This is a genomic window from Paenibacillus sp. MZ03-122A (assembly GCF_024213325.1).
Lineage (GTDB): Bacteria > Bacillota > Bacilli > Paenibacillales > Paenibacillaceae > Paenibacillus > Paenibacillus polymyxa_B.
Genome location: NZ_JANAVI010000015.1, coordinates 53319 through 71460 on the forward strand (window position 1 = coordinate 53319; position 18142 = coordinate 71460).

Annotated in this window: 18 protein-coding genes and 1 pseudogene; 11 read left to right on the forward strand and 8 right to left on the reverse strand. The window is 39.9% G+C overall.

All coding sequences use genetic code 11. From position 1 onward, the window contains the following. Positions 1-18: 18 nt before the first annotated feature. From NLX74_RS22150 to NLX74_RS22165, 5 genes are all read left to right on the forward strand, one after another. Complete coding sequence (locus NLX74_RS22150; RefSeq protein WP_254330220.1) at positions 19-780, forward strand: ABC-three component system protein; 762 nt, start codon at positions 19-21, stop codon at positions 778-780. Further along, positions 777-983, forward strand: a complete 207-nt coding sequence (locus NLX74_RS25905) for an ABC-three component system middle component 7 (protein ID WP_367997056.1) — start codon at positions 777-779, stop codon at positions 981-983. The genes NLX74_RS22150 and NLX74_RS25905 overlap by 4 nt, the downstream gene beginning before the upstream one ends. Before the next feature lie 304 nt (positions 984-1287). Next, positions 1288-1620, forward strand: coding sequence for a hypothetical protein (locus tag NLX74_RS22155; protein WP_061830184.1), 333 nt, complete (start codon positions 1288-1290; stop codon positions 1618-1620). A 511-nt stretch (positions 1621-2131) separates the two neighbouring features. Next, positions 2132-2695: a MarR family winged helix-turn-helix transcriptional regulator gene (locus NLX74_RS22160; protein ID WP_061830185.1), complete on the forward strand. Its 564-nt coding sequence runs from the start codon at positions 2132-2134 to the stop codon at positions 2693-2695. Between the two features lie 60 nt (positions 2696-2755). Next, positions 2756-4030, forward strand: a complete 1275-nt coding sequence (locus NLX74_RS22165) for an acyl-CoA thioesterase/bile acid-CoA:amino acid N-acyltransferase family protein (protein WP_254330222.1) — start codon at positions 2756-2758, stop codon at positions 4028-4030. 308 nt (positions 4031-4338) lie between these two features. On the opposite strand, the gene NLX74_RS22170 is transcribed toward NLX74_RS22165, so the two are convergent. Beyond that, complete coding sequence (locus NLX74_RS22170) at positions 4339-5088, reverse strand: class I SAM-dependent DNA methyltransferase (protein WP_254330224.1); 750 nt, start codon at positions 5086-5088, stop codon at positions 4339-4341. A gap of 798 nt (positions 5089-5886) precedes the next feature. Beyond that, positions 5887-6997, reverse strand: a pseudogene (locus NLX74_RS22175) (alpha/beta fold hydrolase). A gap of 146 nt (positions 6998-7143) precedes the next feature. Here NLX74_RS22175 and NLX74_RS22180 point away from each other — a divergent pair. Further along, positions 7144-7719 carry a TetR/AcrR family transcriptional regulator gene (locus NLX74_RS22180; protein WP_254330226.1) on the forward strand — a complete coding sequence of 192 codons (576 nt, stop codon included), beginning with the start codon at positions 7144-7146 and terminating at the stop codon, positions 7717-7719. Between the two features lie 166 nt (positions 7720-7885). Here the strand turns inward: NLX74_RS22180 and NLX74_RS22185 are convergent, their stop codons facing one another. Genes NLX74_RS22185 through clpP form a run of 3 tightly spaced genes read right to left on the reverse strand, consistent with a single transcriptional unit; the run spans position 7886 to position 9451 of the window. Continuing rightward, positions 7886-8551, reverse strand: a complete 666-nt coding sequence (locus NLX74_RS22185; protein WP_254330229.1) for an MBL fold metallo-hydrolase — start codon at positions 8549-8551, stop codon at positions 7886-7888. Positions 8552-8600: 49 nt separating this feature from the next. Further along, complete coding sequence (locus NLX74_RS22190; RefSeq protein WP_254330230.1) at positions 8601-8807, reverse strand: hypothetical protein; 207 nt, start codon at positions 8805-8807, stop codon at positions 8601-8603. Positions 8808-8866: 59 nt separating this feature from the next. Next, positions 8867-9451 carry an ATP-dependent Clp endopeptidase proteolytic subunit ClpP gene (gene clpP, locus NLX74_RS22195; RefSeq protein WP_254330232.1) on the reverse strand — a complete coding sequence of 195 codons (585 nt, stop codon included), beginning with the start codon at positions 9449-9451 and terminating at the stop codon, positions 8867-8869. Positions 9452-9651: 200 nt separating this feature from the next. Between clpP and NLX74_RS22200 the strand changes: the two genes are divergently transcribed. Further along, positions 9652-10377 carry an RNA polymerase sigma factor gene (locus NLX74_RS22200; RefSeq protein ID WP_254330234.1) on the forward strand — a complete coding sequence of 242 codons (726 nt, stop codon included), beginning with the start codon at positions 9652-9654 and terminating at the stop codon, positions 10375-10377. A 182-nt stretch (positions 10378-10559) separates the two neighbouring features. Here the strand turns inward: NLX74_RS22200 and NLX74_RS22205 are convergent, their stop codons facing one another. Then, positions 10560-11090, reverse strand: a complete 531-nt coding sequence (locus NLX74_RS22205; protein ID WP_254330240.1) for a DUF4303 domain-containing protein — start codon at positions 11088-11090, stop codon at positions 10560-10562. A 183-nt stretch (positions 11091-11273) separates the two neighbouring features. Here NLX74_RS22205 and NLX74_RS22210 point away from each other — a divergent pair, with 183 nt between their 5' ends. Next, complete coding sequence (locus NLX74_RS22210) at positions 11274-11777, forward strand: DUF2798 domain-containing protein (RefSeq protein WP_254330247.1); 504 nt, start codon at positions 11274-11276, stop codon at positions 11775-11777. Positions 11778-11978: 201 nt separating this feature from the next. On the opposite strand, the gene map is transcribed toward NLX74_RS22210, so the two are convergent. Then, on the reverse strand, positions 11979-12731 hold the full coding sequence (gene map, locus NLX74_RS22215) for a type I methionyl aminopeptidase (protein WP_254330248.1): 753 nt from the start codon (positions 12729-12731) through the stop codon (positions 11979-11981). 26 nt (positions 12732-12757) lie between these two features. Then, positions 12758-13480 (reverse strand): TetR/AcrR family transcriptional regulator, encoded by a 723-nt coding sequence (locus tag NLX74_RS22220; RefSeq protein WP_254330250.1) that lies wholly within the window; start codon positions 13478-13480, stop codon positions 12758-12760. A 398-nt stretch (positions 13481-13878) separates the two neighbouring features. Between NLX74_RS22220 and NLX74_RS22225 the strand changes: the two genes are divergently transcribed. From NLX74_RS22225 to NLX74_RS22235, 3 genes are all read left to right on the forward strand, one after another. Further along, entirely contained in the window at positions 13879-14151 is a 273-nt protein-coding gene (locus NLX74_RS22225) for a CD3324 family protein (RefSeq protein WP_061831680.1), read from the forward strand. Positions 14152-14571: 420 nt separating this feature from the next. Further along, the gene (locus tag NLX74_RS22230; RefSeq protein WP_250268261.1) at positions 14572-15576 is read left to right on the forward strand and encodes an alpha/beta hydrolase fold domain-containing protein; all 1005 of its coding nucleotides are present in this window, start codon (positions 14572-14574) and stop codon (positions 15574-15576) included. Between the two features lie 241 nt (positions 15577-15817). Continuing rightward, entirely contained in the window at positions 15818-17884 is a 2067-nt protein-coding gene (locus NLX74_RS22235) for a thioredoxin domain-containing protein (RefSeq protein WP_254330252.1), read from the forward strand. Positions 17885-18142 lie beyond the last annotated feature (258 nt).

Sequence of the window (18142 nt, forward strand, 5' to 3'; positions counted from 1 at the left end):
TTAGTTTGAGGTGAACTCATGCAAGCTAATAGAAAAAGTATGAATGAAAATGATAATATGATCCTTTTTTCTGAGGTAGAAGGTATGTGCCCTTTCTGTTCTAAAAGCTTACTATATGTGAAAGATGGAATTAGGAGGAAGATATTTGAAGCTGCTCATATTTACCCATTAAATCCAACAAAAGAAGAATCCTTATTGTTAAAAAACGTAGAGAAATTATCTCAAAATGTAAACGATTTGAACAATTTGATTGCCTTATGTCGTGATTGTCATAAAAAATTTGATTCCCCACGAACTATAGACGAATATAAAAAATTACTCATCATAAAAAAGGAGATTATTAGAAGAAATGAGAGGAGAGCAGACTATCATAGTTATCAAATTGAGGCAGAAATTAAAATAATACTAAATAAACTTGTGGAAAACGAAAATGAATTATCTCCTCAGATTCTAAATTTAGATGCATTGAAAGTTGATGAAAAGGCGAATATAACTCTGAATAGACTTACAAAGAGACGAATTAAAAGTGATGTAGCGGACTACTATTTCTTTGTGAAGGAACAATTTATAATGCTGGACAAAGAATGTCAATATTCCTTTGATACAATTGCTTCTCAAGTAAATACATTTTACCTAAAATTGAAGAAAAATAAACATACACAAGAAGAGATTTATAATCATATGGCTGAATGGTTAAGTAAAAAGACAGAGAATAGTTCTCTAGAAGCATGTAAAATTATAATCTCTTTTTTCATACAAAATTGCGAGGTGTTTTCGTGATTATACCAAATAAAGTTATAAACTATAATGATTCGATTATAAATAAAATGTTAGTGCTACTAACCGAACTTTCTCAATCTAATTTCCAAATTAAAGAATTATACTTTAGTACTCAAAATTCTTTTGAAGAGATTGATGAATTTTTCTTGGAGAACTTTATATTGAAGAACGATAAAGGGGCAACGTTAAAATGGGGAAAATAATGGATGTTAGTTTAACTTTTGAGTCAAAAGATGAAGGTACAATTATAGTAGGAACAAACAAAGGATTAGATCATTTAACCTACCCAGAAATAAAAAAATGATAGGTAATAAAATTCTTATTAAATATGCAAATCAAAATGAAATGGTATTAAGCGTTAGCTCTGTTCAAATTTCAACTTCAATGGCTGAAAAGAAGAATATTGGAATACGCATTGGTAAGTTAGCATCTCCTGATCTTGTTCAAGTGGGGGCAAGTATTTACAGTTTGGAACATTAATTAATATCTGTTTAAAGGAAGAATAAAATGAATATAGTAAAAAAAATAGAAGAAGGAAAATGTTCAATACAGGAGTTAGAAAATTTGCTGGATGAAAAGAACCCCATAGTTTTATATCATGCATTGACCCATATCGGAAAAGAAGGCCTCCGTACAGAGGGAATTATAAAAAAGTTGAGTGAATTGTCTTCAAAAAGGGAACCTCAAGATAAGATGATAGGTCATTATAAAGTAGGAGACTTAGCAATAGCTACTATGATAAAACTTGGAGAAAAAGAAGATGAGATAACTGGGTTTAAGATATTAGATGAATTTGAAAAAAAGATGGTTTTCCGTTTATTTGAAGAAATCGAATGGTAATGCCTCCTGTTCGTTTGAATGAATGCACTTAATTCAAAACTTATTTCACCTCGAACCATGAGGAGAAATAAGTTTTTTTCATATCTAATGGAGGTGAACCAAATGAATAGAATACTTATTCAAGCTGTAGAGCGTTTGTATTCAATTCATTTTGAAAGTTTAGTCAAGTCCAAAATTCGCCGAAAACGTCGCTCTAGGAGAAACTACTTAGCTGCTGAGTGTGTAGAGTAAGAGCCTAACCAAAAATGGGTAACGGATATTACGCAATATTGAGTGGGCGAACGCTGGTGGTATCTTTCTGCGATAAGGACTTGCCAAAGCTTTTGCAGGGCAAAAGATGTGACCAGGCTGATCGTTCATAACGACTAGGGATTCCAGATACAAAATAACAATTGTTTATTTGATGTATTAAATTTCCAAATGATTATTGTCACCATGTTGACGATAATACAAAATGCTGTTATTGTAATTATAGTCAGTATGCTGACAATAAAAATAAAAGGATATATTTATGGAATATTCTAAAGCGCTTAGAGAGTTATATATAATGCAACAAACTTACGCTACTTTTTTTTCCGTCACTAATAAGTTGCAAATACAAGGCGACAACTATTTTGAGAAATTAACATCACGACAGTACATGATCATGCTGGCAATAGCTCATTTGCCAGAGGATGAAACGACACTTGTTAATATTGCAAGAAAGTTAGAAACAAGCAAACAAAGTGCACAAAAGCTTGTAGTCAATTTAGAGAATAAAGGATACTTGATTACGACACCAAGCAAACGGGACAAACGTGCCATTAACGTGGAAATCACGGAATTAGGGAAAAGAGTCATGCTGGAATGTGGTGAGAAAGCAATATGCCTAATGGCAGATATTTTTAATGAATTCACAACTGAAGAATTAGAAGTGTTATGGAGTTTATTGAAAAGAATATATGGTACTCACAACGAAGAGTACGTTGGTTTTGAGGAAGACGTAAATTATAAATTTGAAGACCTGGAAGGGTTTCAAGGAGCACAAATTCGAGCTTTAGATAGTTTTATTTTGCGGAGAAAACATTTTAAATGATGGAATTGAAAATAGGCAATATTTCCATTCAAGTTCTATATTTTTTTTGGAGGCTACGAGATGAAATTACAAGTACAACCAAGAGTTGCACTTATTGATGAAAAAATCGATTTTTGTGTCACAGGGTTACCACCAGAGGGCAAAACGAAAATAACTGCAACCATGCATTTTCCATGGGCAGTAAGTGAAAAGTATCAATCATTTGCTTGGTTTACTGCGGATTCAAATGGCAGTGTTGATTTATCAAAACACAAACCTGATTCTGGAACTTATGATTATATAGATAGTATGGGGCTTATTACTTCTTTACAAAAGATTAATAGTGAGGGAGGGAATATCGCTCTTAATATTTCAATAGATGATAGTGTATTTATTGATATAGTATGTGAAAATGGACAAGATCGAGAATGTATAAGACTAGAGCGTATGTTCAAGTTACCGGAAGTGAAAAGACAACAGATCACTGATGAATTTATGGGAGAGTTATTTTATTCTGAAAACTCAAATAATAAAACGATTGTAGTATTGGGTGGATCTGATGGTGAACGAAGTGGTCTTTCGCTTTTGTCAGGACCATTGGCATCTAGAGGTTTTAATGTTTTAACCGTTGGATATTTCAATGAAAAGGGATTGCCTAAAAAACTAGAGGAAATTCCCCTTGAATATTTTGAAAAGGTGTTCTCTTGGCTTAAAAAAAATCCATTAACACGTGCTAATGAAATATATGTACATGGTACATCTAAAGGCGGAGAATTGGCGTTACTTTTGGCAGCGCGATATAATTTCATTTCTAAAGTTGTGGCTTCTGCACCCCATGCATATTGTTTTCAAGCGTTGGATGGTTTGATGAGTGGTAAAAATGTTTCATCATGGTCATATGAAGGGAGATCATTACCATTTATACCCGTTGATAATGATATTTTTTACGACCATCAGCGTCATTGCTTAGAAAAGAATATACCTTTTGGTTTTACTACTACATATAAAAAAAGTGTGGAAAGGGCAAGAAATAAAGAGGAGGCTCGAATAAAAATAGAGAATGCAAATGCGAATTTATTGCTAATCTCAGGTCATCAAGATAATATTTGGAATACTCACGTGGCATGTGTAGAAATAATGAGTATTTTGAAAAAAAACAATTATAAATACAAATACAATCTTTTAGACTATAAGGATTTAGGTCACTCATTACCAATACCGTTTATTATACCTTTAAGCGAAACATTGAACTTAAAAATGGGTGGAGGCGTTTTTACTTGTGGTGGTACTTTAAAAGGAAATTCTTTTGGTCAATCAGATTCTTGGCAGAAAACAATAGAATTTTTTATGAATTAGGGCGTGTCTTCAAACTCTAGGCAAGCCAAACCATAATGGTGGCCAAGGCAAAAAAAGACTTGAAAGTACACGCCAATTTATCATAGTGAGTCGCCAGACGACGATAAATTCTTTACTTTATTAAAGAAGCATTCCACCAAATACCGTTTTTTTGTAAACGTCCTGATCATATTTTAGGGTGACTCGGCGATTTTTCTTTCCGGGAATCACTGAAATAGCCAGTTGTTCCTTCAAAAACATGCGAATGACATGGATATCTTACGCGCGGTCGTCAAACACTTGGGATGAACATTCCGGGATTATTCGTTTTAGGCTCCATGTTTTTTTCGACAAACACTAATGATGGAAGAAGATAAAGGAGTGAACGGTGTTTTATCCCAGTCCGAATATTGATTTTCAATACAAAAGCCGCGGCTCGATAATAAACGCTGAAGCGTGTCATTATCAGTAAAGCGACATGCAATTCGAGAAATTGTTTTCTCCAATCCCCAATCACGGAACGTGACCCAGTGCATGATCTGGTTACTTGAATCATACGACTGTGTCCCAGATATCTTGACTTTAATTCCATCTTTATCGATAAAATTTCCCCAGATGCTTTCCTCTTGGTTGGATAAATCGGTTCCCAAGGGGTTTCGTGTTTCAAAAACAAATATCCCATTTGATTCTAGGTGCCTGTAGACGGTTTCGAGTAAGGCTCGTTGATCCTCATCGCTCAAAAATGCCTGGAATGCATTTCCTGTCAAATAAATCATGGAAAAACGCTTTTCGGAATCGAATGTACGAGCATCAGCTTCAATAAAATCCACAGGCAAACCTTGAGCTTTAACCCGCGCATATTCAAGCATCGATGAAGAAATATCAACACCTGTTATATGTATCCCCGATTTTGATAAATGAATGGTTGTCAATCCTGTACCACAGGCAAGTTCCAGAACCTCGCCTGGGTTCAATCTAGCCAGATCAAGATAGAAATTGTATTTATTAGTCTCACCGCCAAATTCAAGATCATAATTAATCGGGTCTCGATACTCTTCAAGATTATCGTGATTTATCAATATGAATCACCCCTTCACTACACTACAGATTTCTTTAAATCATCCTTCATTATACCATCCATTCTCGGTTTTGCTATATATGGAAACCATGTTGATGTTTTATAAAAAAAGGACTGACGCGCCAGCACTTTTAAAACAAAAAAAGCCGCTAATTTAGCGGATCTGATGAGGCAATATCTTTTTACTGGACGAGAGCGTGTCTTTAAACCTAATTTAACATCACTTGTAGGAATTACACTACTAAGAGATACCATAACCCGTTTAAAAAATGCTGATTTGCATATACGTGATATTAAGGGAGAACTTTATATTGAGGAACGATAAAGGGGGCAACGTTTAAAATGGGAAAAATAATGGATGTTAGTTTAACTTTTGAGTCAAAAGATGAAGGTACAATTATAGTAGGAACAAACAAAGGATTAGATCATTTAACCTACCCAGAAATAAAAAAATGATAGGTAATAAAATTCTTATTAGATATGCAAATCAAAATGAAATGATATTAAGCGTTAGCTCTGTTCAAATTTCAACTTCAATGGCTGAAAGGAAAAATATTGGAATATGCGTTGGTAAGTTAGCATCTCCTGATCTTGTTCAAGTGGGGGCAAGTATTTACAGTTTGGAAGATTAAGAAATTAACACTAGGCATGTTTTGAGCAATTTTACGTAAAAAAGGCGGTTTCCCCTTTTGGGGAAACCATTCGTTATGCATAATTCTTTTAAATATTTATGAAATATCCGCATTAACCATGCTCTGAATTTTTTATGTGAAATACTTTTAGTATTCATCCATCTTTGTTATAGGAACTTATTCATTTCATTAAATGCTAACTCTCTGTGACCTGCTTGGCAATGTTGCTCACCGCCCGTTTCTTTAGTAAATACTTTGGTTGTAATGGACGCAGCATTGATTAATTCTTGTTGGATTTGAGCGAGTCGGCTAATAGGTACGTATTGATCATCTTCTCCAGCTAGTAAAAGAACATCTTGATTAATGAATGCTCCAATGCCTTGCATTGTGTGCTTTTCGAAATTTTTAATGAGATCAAAAGGCGTTACTTCACCGGTGTTTTCCATCCCTTTGGTAATCTTCCAATGCAAATCAATATTGTGAGTCATCATCTGTTCGAATAATGTATTCACTTGATCTACTTCATTATGATCGACTAGCTGTATCATACTCTGATACGTTTCTTCTGGCATCCCCATTTTTAAGGCATCTAAGCCACAATAGAAAATGTTAAAAGCAACTACTTTATCGATTCTCTTTTCGAAGGCTGCTGCACGCATAGCTAAATATCCTCCCCAAGAAGCACCTACGACTAACACGATCTAATTTGAAATAATCAATCACCGTTGATATGGGCTTTTCCCAGTAATGAATGAATTTTAGGCCGTTTTTTAAAGCAGTTCCTTGGCCAGGGCCATCGAATACAATAATATTGTAATCAATTCCCTTCATAAATCTCATCATTTTAAGCATCTCTTCCATGTAAGAATCATACCCACCAAAGACAAGTAATGTCTTCGTAGCTTCAGGTGTCAATAATTTTACAGCAGGAAGATAGGAATCTTCATAAGGAATCTTGTAGGGCTTATAATCAAAATCATGAAAGCATTTATAGAATGTTTCTCTATATTTCTGATACATTTTTCCTTTATTAGGGTCTGTGGTTACAAGATAAAATTCTGCGGCTTGATAGTAGACTGAGGCTAAATCATAGTCCTTGCTGTCTTCGCGTTTCTTTGCAAAATTGAGCCAAGCTTCATACCAGCTATGGGTGTCGTTTAATTTCGGAATCATTTTTTCCAAGTCAGCTTGTGCTCGATCATCTTCTTGATAATAATCATTGATAAAACGATTAATTTGAAGATTGAACTGTTCGTTATTGACATAGGATTTAAACATATACTGTCCTCCTTCAATTTGGGTATGTGCTTACTATAGAGTATAGTTACTACATAAAAAATAATTAGTATCGCATAATCTGTAAGATATCTTACACGATATATATAAAGTGTTCGAAAACTTACACATAAGGAGCAAGTGGTTAAATGAATGAAGATATCAGAATTTATAAAACAAAAATAGCTATTGAGCAAGCTTTAATAGAATTACTCCAACAACATAATTTTAAAGATATTACGATCAAAAAAATCTGTGATCAATCTCTTATCGGCCGTTCTACCTTTTATAGTCATTATTTGGATAAGTACGACTTACTAGAAAAAGTAGTTAAACAGTATGCTTCTGATTTTAAAGTTGAAATTGAGCTGCGTTTTAATTCCACGGAAGATGGCAAGGTGGCAAACGCCATAGAACTTGTAACCGATAATATGATTAAAAATAAGCTCGAAATTTCAACATTGTTAACCGTTCATGAAATATCCGCTGATTTACGTAAAGAATTTGAACAAATTTTGTTTCGGACTTGTTTAGATTATTTAAAGCAACAGAATTCTTCAACTTCGATCGCATTGGAGTATTTAGCTGAACTATATGCTGCTAACTCAATGACGTCTATTCAGTGGGTTTTGAAAAATGGTAAAGATACTAACATCATTCTTCTTTTAGATCAAAAGCAAGAATATATTTTTAATCAGTTAAAGTCTGATCTATATACAAGTTAGCACGCGTGGAGTATGGGGTGCAGGAATAAACAATGAAGATCTATTTTGTAAAATGCAAAATAACACTTTGTTAAAGTTCAATCGCGAATTAACAAAGTGTTATTTTAAATAATCTTCTCGTTCACAACATCGTTTCACCAAAAGGCAGCTTGCTGGAACTTTAACTTTATAATCCTTGGGTAAGTCCTAATATCTGATCATTCACATGTACATTACTTAATCCCCCGTGATAACAAACTACGGATGCAATGTCGAGATCTAAATACTTTTTCAATGAGAGATGAGCTGCATCCATATCCGGTGTGGTCGGGACATGAATTCCCCCGAGAATCCCGTTAACACTGTACATCGAATCCCCGGCAATAAGAGTCTTACTTTGCATTAAATAAAGGCTGATATGACCAGGGGTATGCCCAGGCGTATGGATGACTCGAATTCTGCCGCAAAACGGCAGTTCCTGACCATCTATTAAGGTATCGTCCACTTTGCCCTTCGGGGGATTCTCAAGGTGACTATCTTTTAAAAGGGGGATATCCCCCTGAATATACGGCTTATCTAGTTCGTGTGCATAGACTTTGATATGTTGGCCACACTCCTGCAAAATCTCAGGAAGACAACCTATATGATCCACATCTTGATGCGTCAAAATCACAACTTTTAGTTTGTCAAACGACACACCTACCTTTTCCATAGCCTCGCGTAAATCTTCCATTTGCCCAGGGAATCCTGTGTCTATTAAAACAGCGGTTTCTTGATCCCACAAAAGAATGGGGTGAATCATATTCCCATAAAAATCTAGCTGAAGCATTTCTACTCCCTGTGAAATTTTCAAAATATCGGGCCTCCGTAAAATGAAATTGCCACCCCATGCTAAAATAGGTTCAAGGGGCGAATCCAACTCTGTGGCGTTGCCGTTCCTTAATGTCAATGGATACGGTGCGAATGGATGTAATAGGAATAACAAGCGTCTGATATTGCGTAAGGTATTTAACGAACTTGTCGTCAATCTGATCCAGTACCCCGTCGCATACATTTGTCCCATCTATAAAATGAATAGTTACTTCCTCGCCTTGTAAGCTTGCTAACATGATATCACCTCGTATTATTTCTTGAAGTTTCTTGCAGATCATTAGGTTTTGAGCATACTCTACAAAGAAGTTATCACTTGATCAATAACACCATATTCCAGTGCCTCCTGAGCGGACATGTAAAAGTCCCGGTCCATATCTTTTTCGACTTTTTCAAAAGATTGCCCGGTCCGTTCAGCTGTGATACGGGTTGCCTTTTCACGAGTCCATAAAATTCGTTTTGCGCTGATCGCAATATCGCTGGCCTGACCTTGTGCGCCCCCGTGCGGCTGATGGATCATGATTTCACTGTTCGGCAACGCCGAACGTTTCCCTTTGGCGCCCGCTAGCAACAGGATCGCGCCAAACGAAGCAGCGAATCCCGTACATATCGTGTGTACATCGGGTTTGATGTACTGCATCGTATCATAAATGACAAATCCTGCGGAAGTAGAGCCACCCGGGCTGTTGATATACATGTAAATTTCTTTTTCCGGATCTTCTGCCGCCAGGAACAATAATTGAGCAATAATACTGTTAGCCAAATGATCATCGATGGCTGCCCCGACAAACACAATACGATCCTTTAAGAGTCTGGAATAGATATCGTACGATCTTTCACCTTGAGCGGTTTGCTCAACAACATAAGGAACATAAACACTCATTCTGATACCCCCAATTTCCCTGTTTTCAGTTGATTTCTCCTTGTAAACGAACCGAGATCGTAAAAAGATACGGAGGTTTCAATGGGAAAACGATTTGCGTAAACGGTGTAACTTTTACAACCACTTGTTCGTTTACATTGGAGGTAACAAATGGCTTTGCTCTAGGAAAGGGCAGAATAAGACCGTGGAGGAGAGGACCTATGCGCATAGATGATTCTATACAAATGACAGATAATACAATAAACATCGAGAACTTGGAGGAATTACAGGCGGTCCTGAAACGTTACTGTCTGTCGCTTACGAAATCAAATTGGGATGCGGAAGAACTGGCTCAGGACACTTGGATAAAAGCATTAGGTAAGTTAAATAGCTTCGAGCATACAAACCCCAAAGCACTTTTGCTACGAATTGCTAAGAACACCTGGATTGATGATATACGGAGAAAAGCAGTCTACACTCGAATATTGAATAGGGAACAAGCGAAAGTAACTGTACCGGATCATGGATCTTTTGAAATAGAGATAGCGTTGCAGTCCTTAATGAAACATTTATCTCCGCTTCAGAGAACTGTTTTTTTGCTGCGAGATGTGTTTGGATATTCGATTAGCGAGACATCCGACATGCTCGAAACAACGGAGGGAGCGGTAAAAGTTGCACTCCACCGGGCACGAAAATCGCTTGAAGCAGCCAAGGAGGATCTCCTCAAAGGAGAGTTATCCTTACCGGAAAGTGAAAACTCGAAGACTTTTCTAAGGGCGTTGACGGCGGCATATCAGATGGGAGATATTGCAGCAATGGTTATGCTCTCCCATCAGGATGAAATGGAGCCGGACGTGGTGATCGGAATCGTCAATCATAAGCTGCACCGGAGTCTCGCGTTAGTAAAACAAACGGATTCCCATACCATGAGTATGATAGCGGCGTAGTTTGCGAAGAGAAATGCGGGGCTGATCATAGTGGTTGTTTCTGACCCGGGGGTAGTGTCAGCTTCGCTAGTACTACCCCGTGTAGATCAAGAGGGTACTAGCGCATAGGACAAGCACATTGCGAATTTGTCTAGCAAAGCCACCTACCTAAACGAAATGAGTGTAATATTCCAAACGTACTTTTATTGATAACGATGCAAGAAGCCATCAACTAATTTGGCGTTTGTCATCTGAATTACGGACTGATTTTCCAGTTCCTCGGCCATATCATCATCCGTCATGGACACGAAAAAAATAATATCTTCTTTGGATTGGCCACATTGATTAAAAAGTACATCGTCTGTTTCCTTAACTACCTTGGCCATAATTTTTATCATTTCATCTTTATAGTCAAACACATTTTCGGTTGCATACAGAAATTTGCTAATATGATTGAGATGTGTTGTATCGCCATATTGATATTCGCTTAATCCCCATCTATAATAATTTTCATCTTCCTTGCTGTTGCACAGGTCTTGGGCTTTCATGTTTGTGATATGTCTAACAAGTGATTCCTCCGTATTAACAGCAAGAAACAAGGTGATAAAATCGCTGTCTGTGCCAAAAGCACAAGCGTAAACCTGCTCATTCTTCACTTCTTCCAGTATGCTTTTAAGATCATCCCAAAATCCTGCCCTAAATCTTTCCTCAAATTCATTTAGAAAATTGTTCATCTGGTTCATATACTCCTTTATCAGTTTTATACTTGCTTAGAAAACCCTTTTATTTGTTTAAAAAAAGTTGTTATAATTGTTAGATCAGTGTGTAGAGATATTGGTACTAGTTTTAATGACCAAAAATACATGTCGCATGATACGTCTACCATCTGAAATATTTTTATTTCGGAGGGTAACAATATGTATAAGGAAGAAAGACTGCCTCAAAACGCAAAAGAAGGTATATTATTTTTATTGATTATTTCAATTATTTCAGTAAACACGATCGCCCCCATTATTATGGGATTGGAACGAGGCTTTAGTAAAGAAAACTATTTAGAAACGCTAAAGATTATTCCGTTTATGTGGATTATCGTTGTTTTGTTAGTAAGATTGGTTGCAGGACCGTTAGTGGGTAAAGTGATACCCAAATTCGTAGGACAAACAGATGGATTTAATGCTAGAGTTTTATTGAATACTTTATTGAATGTTACAGTCTTATCTATGCTTCTAACCATTATAGGAACTTGGGTTGGTACGAAACAAATAAGCCTAGAACCTTTTCAGAACTTCTTTCACAGTTGGTTTAGAAATTTTGGTGTAGCATTTTGGATTGAGCTATTGGTCGCTCAGCCAATAGCAAGATTTGCAATGAAAAAAATACACGTAAGACAGGCTAGCAAAGCAGAGAGTGTAAATCCGTAACACGATACCAAAGGCATAATAAAAAAACGTATAACAACGTGGTTTTTCGTAAATCGGTAAGTTACAAACCATATAAAACAAGCGCTGGTTCCAGCTTGGGACCAGCGCTTTTTCGCGTTTCGGATTACGAACTTTCGTCAGGCCAAGGAGGGCGGGTTGGCGACTTATTTCCTAAAATGACCCATTGCCGCCCGTTCTCCTCTATTCTCGCTGGGCCGTTAAAATCAGTGGTCCGTCCGCAGTAACTGCGATCGTATGCTCATATTGCGCCGACAACTTGCCGTCGGCCGTTCTCGCCGTCCACTGATCGTCGTCGATCGTGATACGGAACGTACCTTCGTTGAGCATCGGTTCAATCGTAAACACCATGCCTTCCTTTAACCGAATGCCTTTGCCGGCTACGCCGATATGCTCGTAGCTCGGCTCCTCGTGCAGGCTCCGCCCGATCCCATGCGCCAGCAGATCGCGTACGACTGAATACCCGTTCGCTTCCGCATGTTGTTGAATCGCCGACGTTATGTCGCCGAGCCGGCCCCCCGGGAGTGCCCGGGCGATCCCCATATCCAAGCATTCCTTTGTCACCTTCATTAATTTTTGCGCTTCCGGCCGGATATTGCCCACCGCATAGCACCAGCACGAATCGCCAAACCATCCACCATATTCCACGACGATGTCGAGCTTCAGCAAGTCACCGTCCATAAGCGCCTGGTTCGAAGGAATGCCGTGGGCCACCACATCGTTGACCGAAATGCAAGTTTCGGCGGGGAAACCGTTGTACCCTTTCGTAAACTGCTTGCCACCCAGCTTGGTGATGTGTCTGGCAACAAAGTCATTGATTTCCCGGGTGGTGATCCCAGGCTCGATCAGTTTGGCCACCTCGCGGTAGCAGTCCGCAACGATTTGGCTCGCCGGCTTCATCTCTTCGATTTCCCTAGGTGATTTTAAAATGATCATTTTTGTCTATTCGCTCCTTATCAATTCTATAATTTTAAAAACCGGACGATATCTTTGGCCTCTTCGTGCAGCTTTCCGCGGCGAAGCGAAAGCGACGCGCAGCCGACCAAGGCGGCCAGCAGCATTTCCGCGCGCTGTAGCCGATACGGTGGCTCAGCCGCGTTTCCGCCGGAAGCGGCAGCCCCGTCCGCCGCACGACCGGTTTCCAGCAGCGAGGCAAGCGGCGCGAGCACCTCCCGGCGAAAGGCAGCCGAGAGTGGGGCAGAGCGCGCTTCAGGCAGCGAGGCAAAGCCCTCACCGGCCAGCTTATGCAGTAGGTACAAGGCGTGGTCCTCCGCCCAAAGCTGCAGCAGTCGAATGCTGGCGACGGCGACGGAGCCAAGCTCTGTGGAAGCGGCCGTTTCGCGGCTGCTGCTTTGGGAATCCGCGGCAGCCGAGTTCCCGGTGTTCGCCGCAGCAACCAAGCCGAAATGCCCGCCTGCCAGCGCCTCCCCCGAAGCCGAAGCGCGCGGGACCTCCAGCCATTCCCCGGCCCGCTCCAACGCGTCCCACAGCAGATCGTGGAGCAAATTGCCCTTATTGCTGTAATAATGGTATACCGTGCCATAGCCGAGTCCCGCCTGCACGGCCACATCGCGGATTTCCAGTAAAGGCCCTTTATTTAAAAACACATCGGCAGCGGCTTTTCGGATTTGCGCCAGACGCCGCAGCCGGATCTCTTCGTTTTGTTCCTTCGTACGTGGAGACATCTCGTCCGTTCACCTCTTTTATTTTTGACCTACTCTTATGTCAATATAAAACATCGGCTTGCGAATAACAAGAGTCGGGCAAACAAAAGTCCCGGCAACACCTCATAAACGAATGAAGATCAGTTATATATCAGCTCAATTTTAATGGTTTGATTGTACTGATATCATTTAGCTGGTCCCAGGTGAGCAGAAGTTATGCTATACTTGCGAAGTAAAAGGGGGTGCCTACTGATGGAGAATCTATTGGGATTGTCTGTGACTTCTTACACTCATGCAAAGCCAATTATTAGGAAAGCGTTACTTTGTATGGGGCGAAACAATTTTTAACGCTACAAGCTTTTTTAATATTTTTGGCTTTGCACCTTATTTTTAAGAATCAAAATAAGGGGCGAGCAAAATTGAGATATACGAATGCTACAAAAGTTTTACCTCAAAAACTAATTATGGAAATCCAAAAATATGTTCAAGGAGAGACGCTGTATATTCCTAAGCCAAAAACGGAATATATGGATTGGGGAAGTTTGAGTGGCGGGAGAAGGTTGCTTGAACAGCGAAATGCTGCAATCAGAAATGCTTTTCAAAATAGCAGCAGTATCGAGCAATTAGCTACGGAGTTTTTCCTCTCTACCGAAACCATTAAGAAAATTGTGTATTCACATAAAAATACCTAGTTTGCAAAGTGGCGTGGTGCTATACTCGCGTCAATGAATTTAATTTTGGCCTCATAACATGGTGAGCTTAGGGCGTGACCGGATGATCGTGGTGAAAAATCAATCCGTTCACGTCTTTTTGTTTGGCAAAAGGTTTGATATGTGTTCGCATTTCATTTTCTCTCTTGAGCTTTTTTACATACCGTTCTTGATCCCAAAATTCCGTTCACCCTCCCCGATGATCCAACAGACCCATTCTATTTCAAAGGCTGTACTCCATTTTTCATTATTGTTTTTATGCCAAAAATGATTCTAAATCGTTGTTTTCATTTATTAAGCTTATTTTAATCTTTAAAATATGAATATAAACAACAGCAACAATTAAAGGGAAAAATGTATTGATTCATTGTCTTAAAACAAGAAAGTGAGGAAACGATTACTATGGGAGAGCAAAAAAGTAGAAGTAGACATCTGATTGATCCGGAAATTATCAGTGCAGTTGATTTAATACCAACAACCGATCTTACCGAATCTACACTAATGGAAGCACGTAAAAATCAATCTCAAATGATGCAACAAATAGATGTAACGCAGATGTTCCCTATTACATTAGAAAAAAAGGTTGTGCCAAGTTACTTTAGTGGTCCAGATATTCAAATAGAAATCATTAAGCCCAAACATTCAAAGCATCATAAGATGCCTCTATATTATTCGATACACGGAGGCGGGATGGTCTTAGGAAGTCCAGTCGTGGATCGTCCTGCTAATGCATCTCTTGCTGCACAACATGGTTTCTGTTGTGTATCCGTGTACTATCGCCTAGCACCAGAGCATGTGCAGCCAAGTCAGTTACAGGATTGTTATTCGGGCCTAAAATGGTGTATTGAACATGCGGAAGAGTTAGGGATAGATACTCAGAAAGTTGCCGTAGGGGGCAGCAGCGCTGGCGGCGGTCTGGCGGCTGGCCTAGCCTTGTACATTCGTGATCAGAAGGAATTCGAAATCCATCATCTAAGATTGATGAGGCCAATGCTAGACGATCGGACAAGTACCGCACCAGAGCATCCATACGCAGGAGAGTTTATTTGGACAAAACAAAGTAATTATTTTGGCTGGAAATCTGTATTGGGGGAAGAACCGGGTCAAGAGGAGGTAAATGAGTATTATGCGCCGGCCCGTGCTAAGTCATTGGCCGGGTTACCACCGACTTATATAAATATAGGTACCATTGATTTATTCATTGATGAAGCATTGGTTTTTGCCAAACAACTGGCTTTTGATGGAGTCTTAGTGGAATTACATGTCTATCCCGGGTACCATCATATGTCTCCTGCGTTTCCGGATGCACATTTTTCAAAAGAAGGGGCCAGAACAAGTGAATACGCCTTACTGAAAGCGCTGGAGATCTTTGATATAAATTCTAATGAGTATAATGCTAAACGCTAATAAGGTACGACTGCAGTATATAAAGCACTGATGAAGAATATCCATCAGTGCTTTTTCATACCTACTTATGATCTGAATAAACAATTTATGGATAGATACGGTTGAGAGTCATTGATACTTCTTAATAATATATTAATTCTAATCTGATATCATCTTTTTTTCATCTCTTCCGACTTTTACCACCCATTTAGGGTAAAATAGTACCAAGCATAAAATCCAACTACGGAAGTGGTGATGTCCCATGACAACGAGCAGCAAACCGAATAGACTATCCAAGGAAAAATCACCGTATTTGCTACAGCATGCTCACAATCCGGTAAATTGGTTCCCTTGGTCAGATGAGGCTTTTGAAATTGCTAAACGTGATAACAAGCCTATTTTCCTATCTGTTGGCTATTCCACTTGCCATTGGTGCCATGTAATGGGGAGAGAATCTTTCGAGGATGAAGAAGTGGCTGAGCTATTAAACAGGGATTACGTATCCATTAAGGTGGATCGTGAAGAACGTCCAGATGTGGATCATATCTATATGTCCATCTGCCAGACGATGACAGGGCATGGAGGCTGGCCACTGACAATATTGATGACGCCGGATCAGAAGCCTTTTTTTGCGGGGACGTATTTGCCCAAGGAGCAAAAGTATGGCCGTGTCGGACTGTTGGAGTTGCTGAACAAGGTGGGCGCCCGGTGGAAAGAACAGCCCGAAGAGCTGGTGGAGCTGAGTGAGCAGGTGCTAACCGAGCATGAGCGGCAGGACTTGCTTGCAGGTTATCGCGGTGAACTGGATGAACAGAGCTTGAATAAAGCTTTCCATGAATACAGCCACACCTTCGATAAGGAATATGGCGGCTTCGGGGAAGCTCCTAAGTTCCCTTCTCCGCATAACCTGTCTTTTCTGCTGCGATATGCACAGCATACGGGGAATCAACAGGCACTGGAAATGGCAGAGAAAACGCTAGATGCGATGTACCGTGGCGGAATCTACGACCACGTAGGCATGGGGTTCTCACGATACTCCGTGGACGAGAAATGGTTGGTGCCGCATTTTGAAAAAATGCTGTATGACAATGCTCTGTTGGCCATCGCGTATACAGAAGCTTGGCAGGTGACAGGCAAGGAACTGTACCGACGGATTACAGAACAAATCTTTACATATATCGCAAGAGACATGACGGATGCAGAAGGTGCCTTTTATTCGGCGGAGGATGCGGATTCCGAAGGAGAAGAGGGGAGATTCTATGTCTGGGACCACTCTGAGGTAAGGGCTATACTAGGCGATGAGGATGCCGCCTTTTTCAACGATTTGTATGGGATTACACCTTACGGCAATTTTGAAGGCCACAACATTCCAAACCTGATTGATATCAATCTGGAAGCCTATCGGATCAAGCATGACTTGACTGAGCAGGAACTGGAGCAGCGGGTTAGTGAGCTGCGCGCCAAGCTGTTTGCTGCCAGAAAGCAGCGGGTTCATCCTCATAAGGATGACAAGATTTTGACCTCGTGGAACGGGTTGATGATTGCTGCTCTTGCGAAGGCGGGACAAGCTTTTGGAGACACAAGATATACAGAGCAAGCTCGGAAGGCTGAGACGTTTTTGTGGAATCATTTGAGACAGGAGAATGGACGGCTGTTGGCACGTTATCGGGACGGAGAAGCAGCTTATCCCGGTTATGTAGATGATTATGCTTTTTATGTGTGGGGCTTGATCGAGCTGTACCAGGCGACCTTCGATATAGAGTATCTGCAACGGGCGTTGACGCTCAATCAAAATATGATCGACTTATTCTGGGATGAGGAACGGGACGGATTATTCTTTTATGGGTCAGATAGTGAGCAGCTAATTGCCAAGCCTAAAGAAATCTATGACGGTGCGATTCCGTCGGGTAACAGCATTGCGGCTCATAATTTTGTGCGGCTTGCACGGCTAACGGGTGAATCCCGATTGGAGAATTATGCAGCCAAGCAGTTTAAGGCTTTTGGCGGCATGGTTGCTCATTACCCGTCAGGCTGCTCAGCCTTGCTCAGCGCGTTGTTGTATGCAACAGGAACGACAAAAGAGATTGTGATTGTAGGTCATAGGGACGATCCGCAGACCGTACAGTTCATTCAGGCGATTCGAGCGGGGTTCAGGCCGAATACGGTCGTTATTTTGAAGGATGAAGGACAGTCGGAGATTGCAGAGACGGTTTCTTATATCCGTGATTACGATCTTGTGGAAGGCAAACCAGCTGTATATGTGTGTGAGCATTTTACCTGTCAGGCACCTGTTACTAGGCTTGAAGATCTGAAGGTGTTGTTGGATTGAACTGAATAAAGCGATCAAACCTAATCCCCTCGGGGGTAGTAAGCATAAGGTGATTTTCGAAAATGACCCTATGTTTGCTACCTTCAAGGGGATTATTTTCATATTAAGAGGTAGGTATAGTGAGATGAAACTAATATTTTCTTAACATATGCTACGCATTTTTTTTAATATTTTTTAGGTATATTATATCAAAGAACCGGTTCCGACCAGCCTTGCTGTTTTCGAAAATAAGTACATATACCTATTTAACTAGCGTGT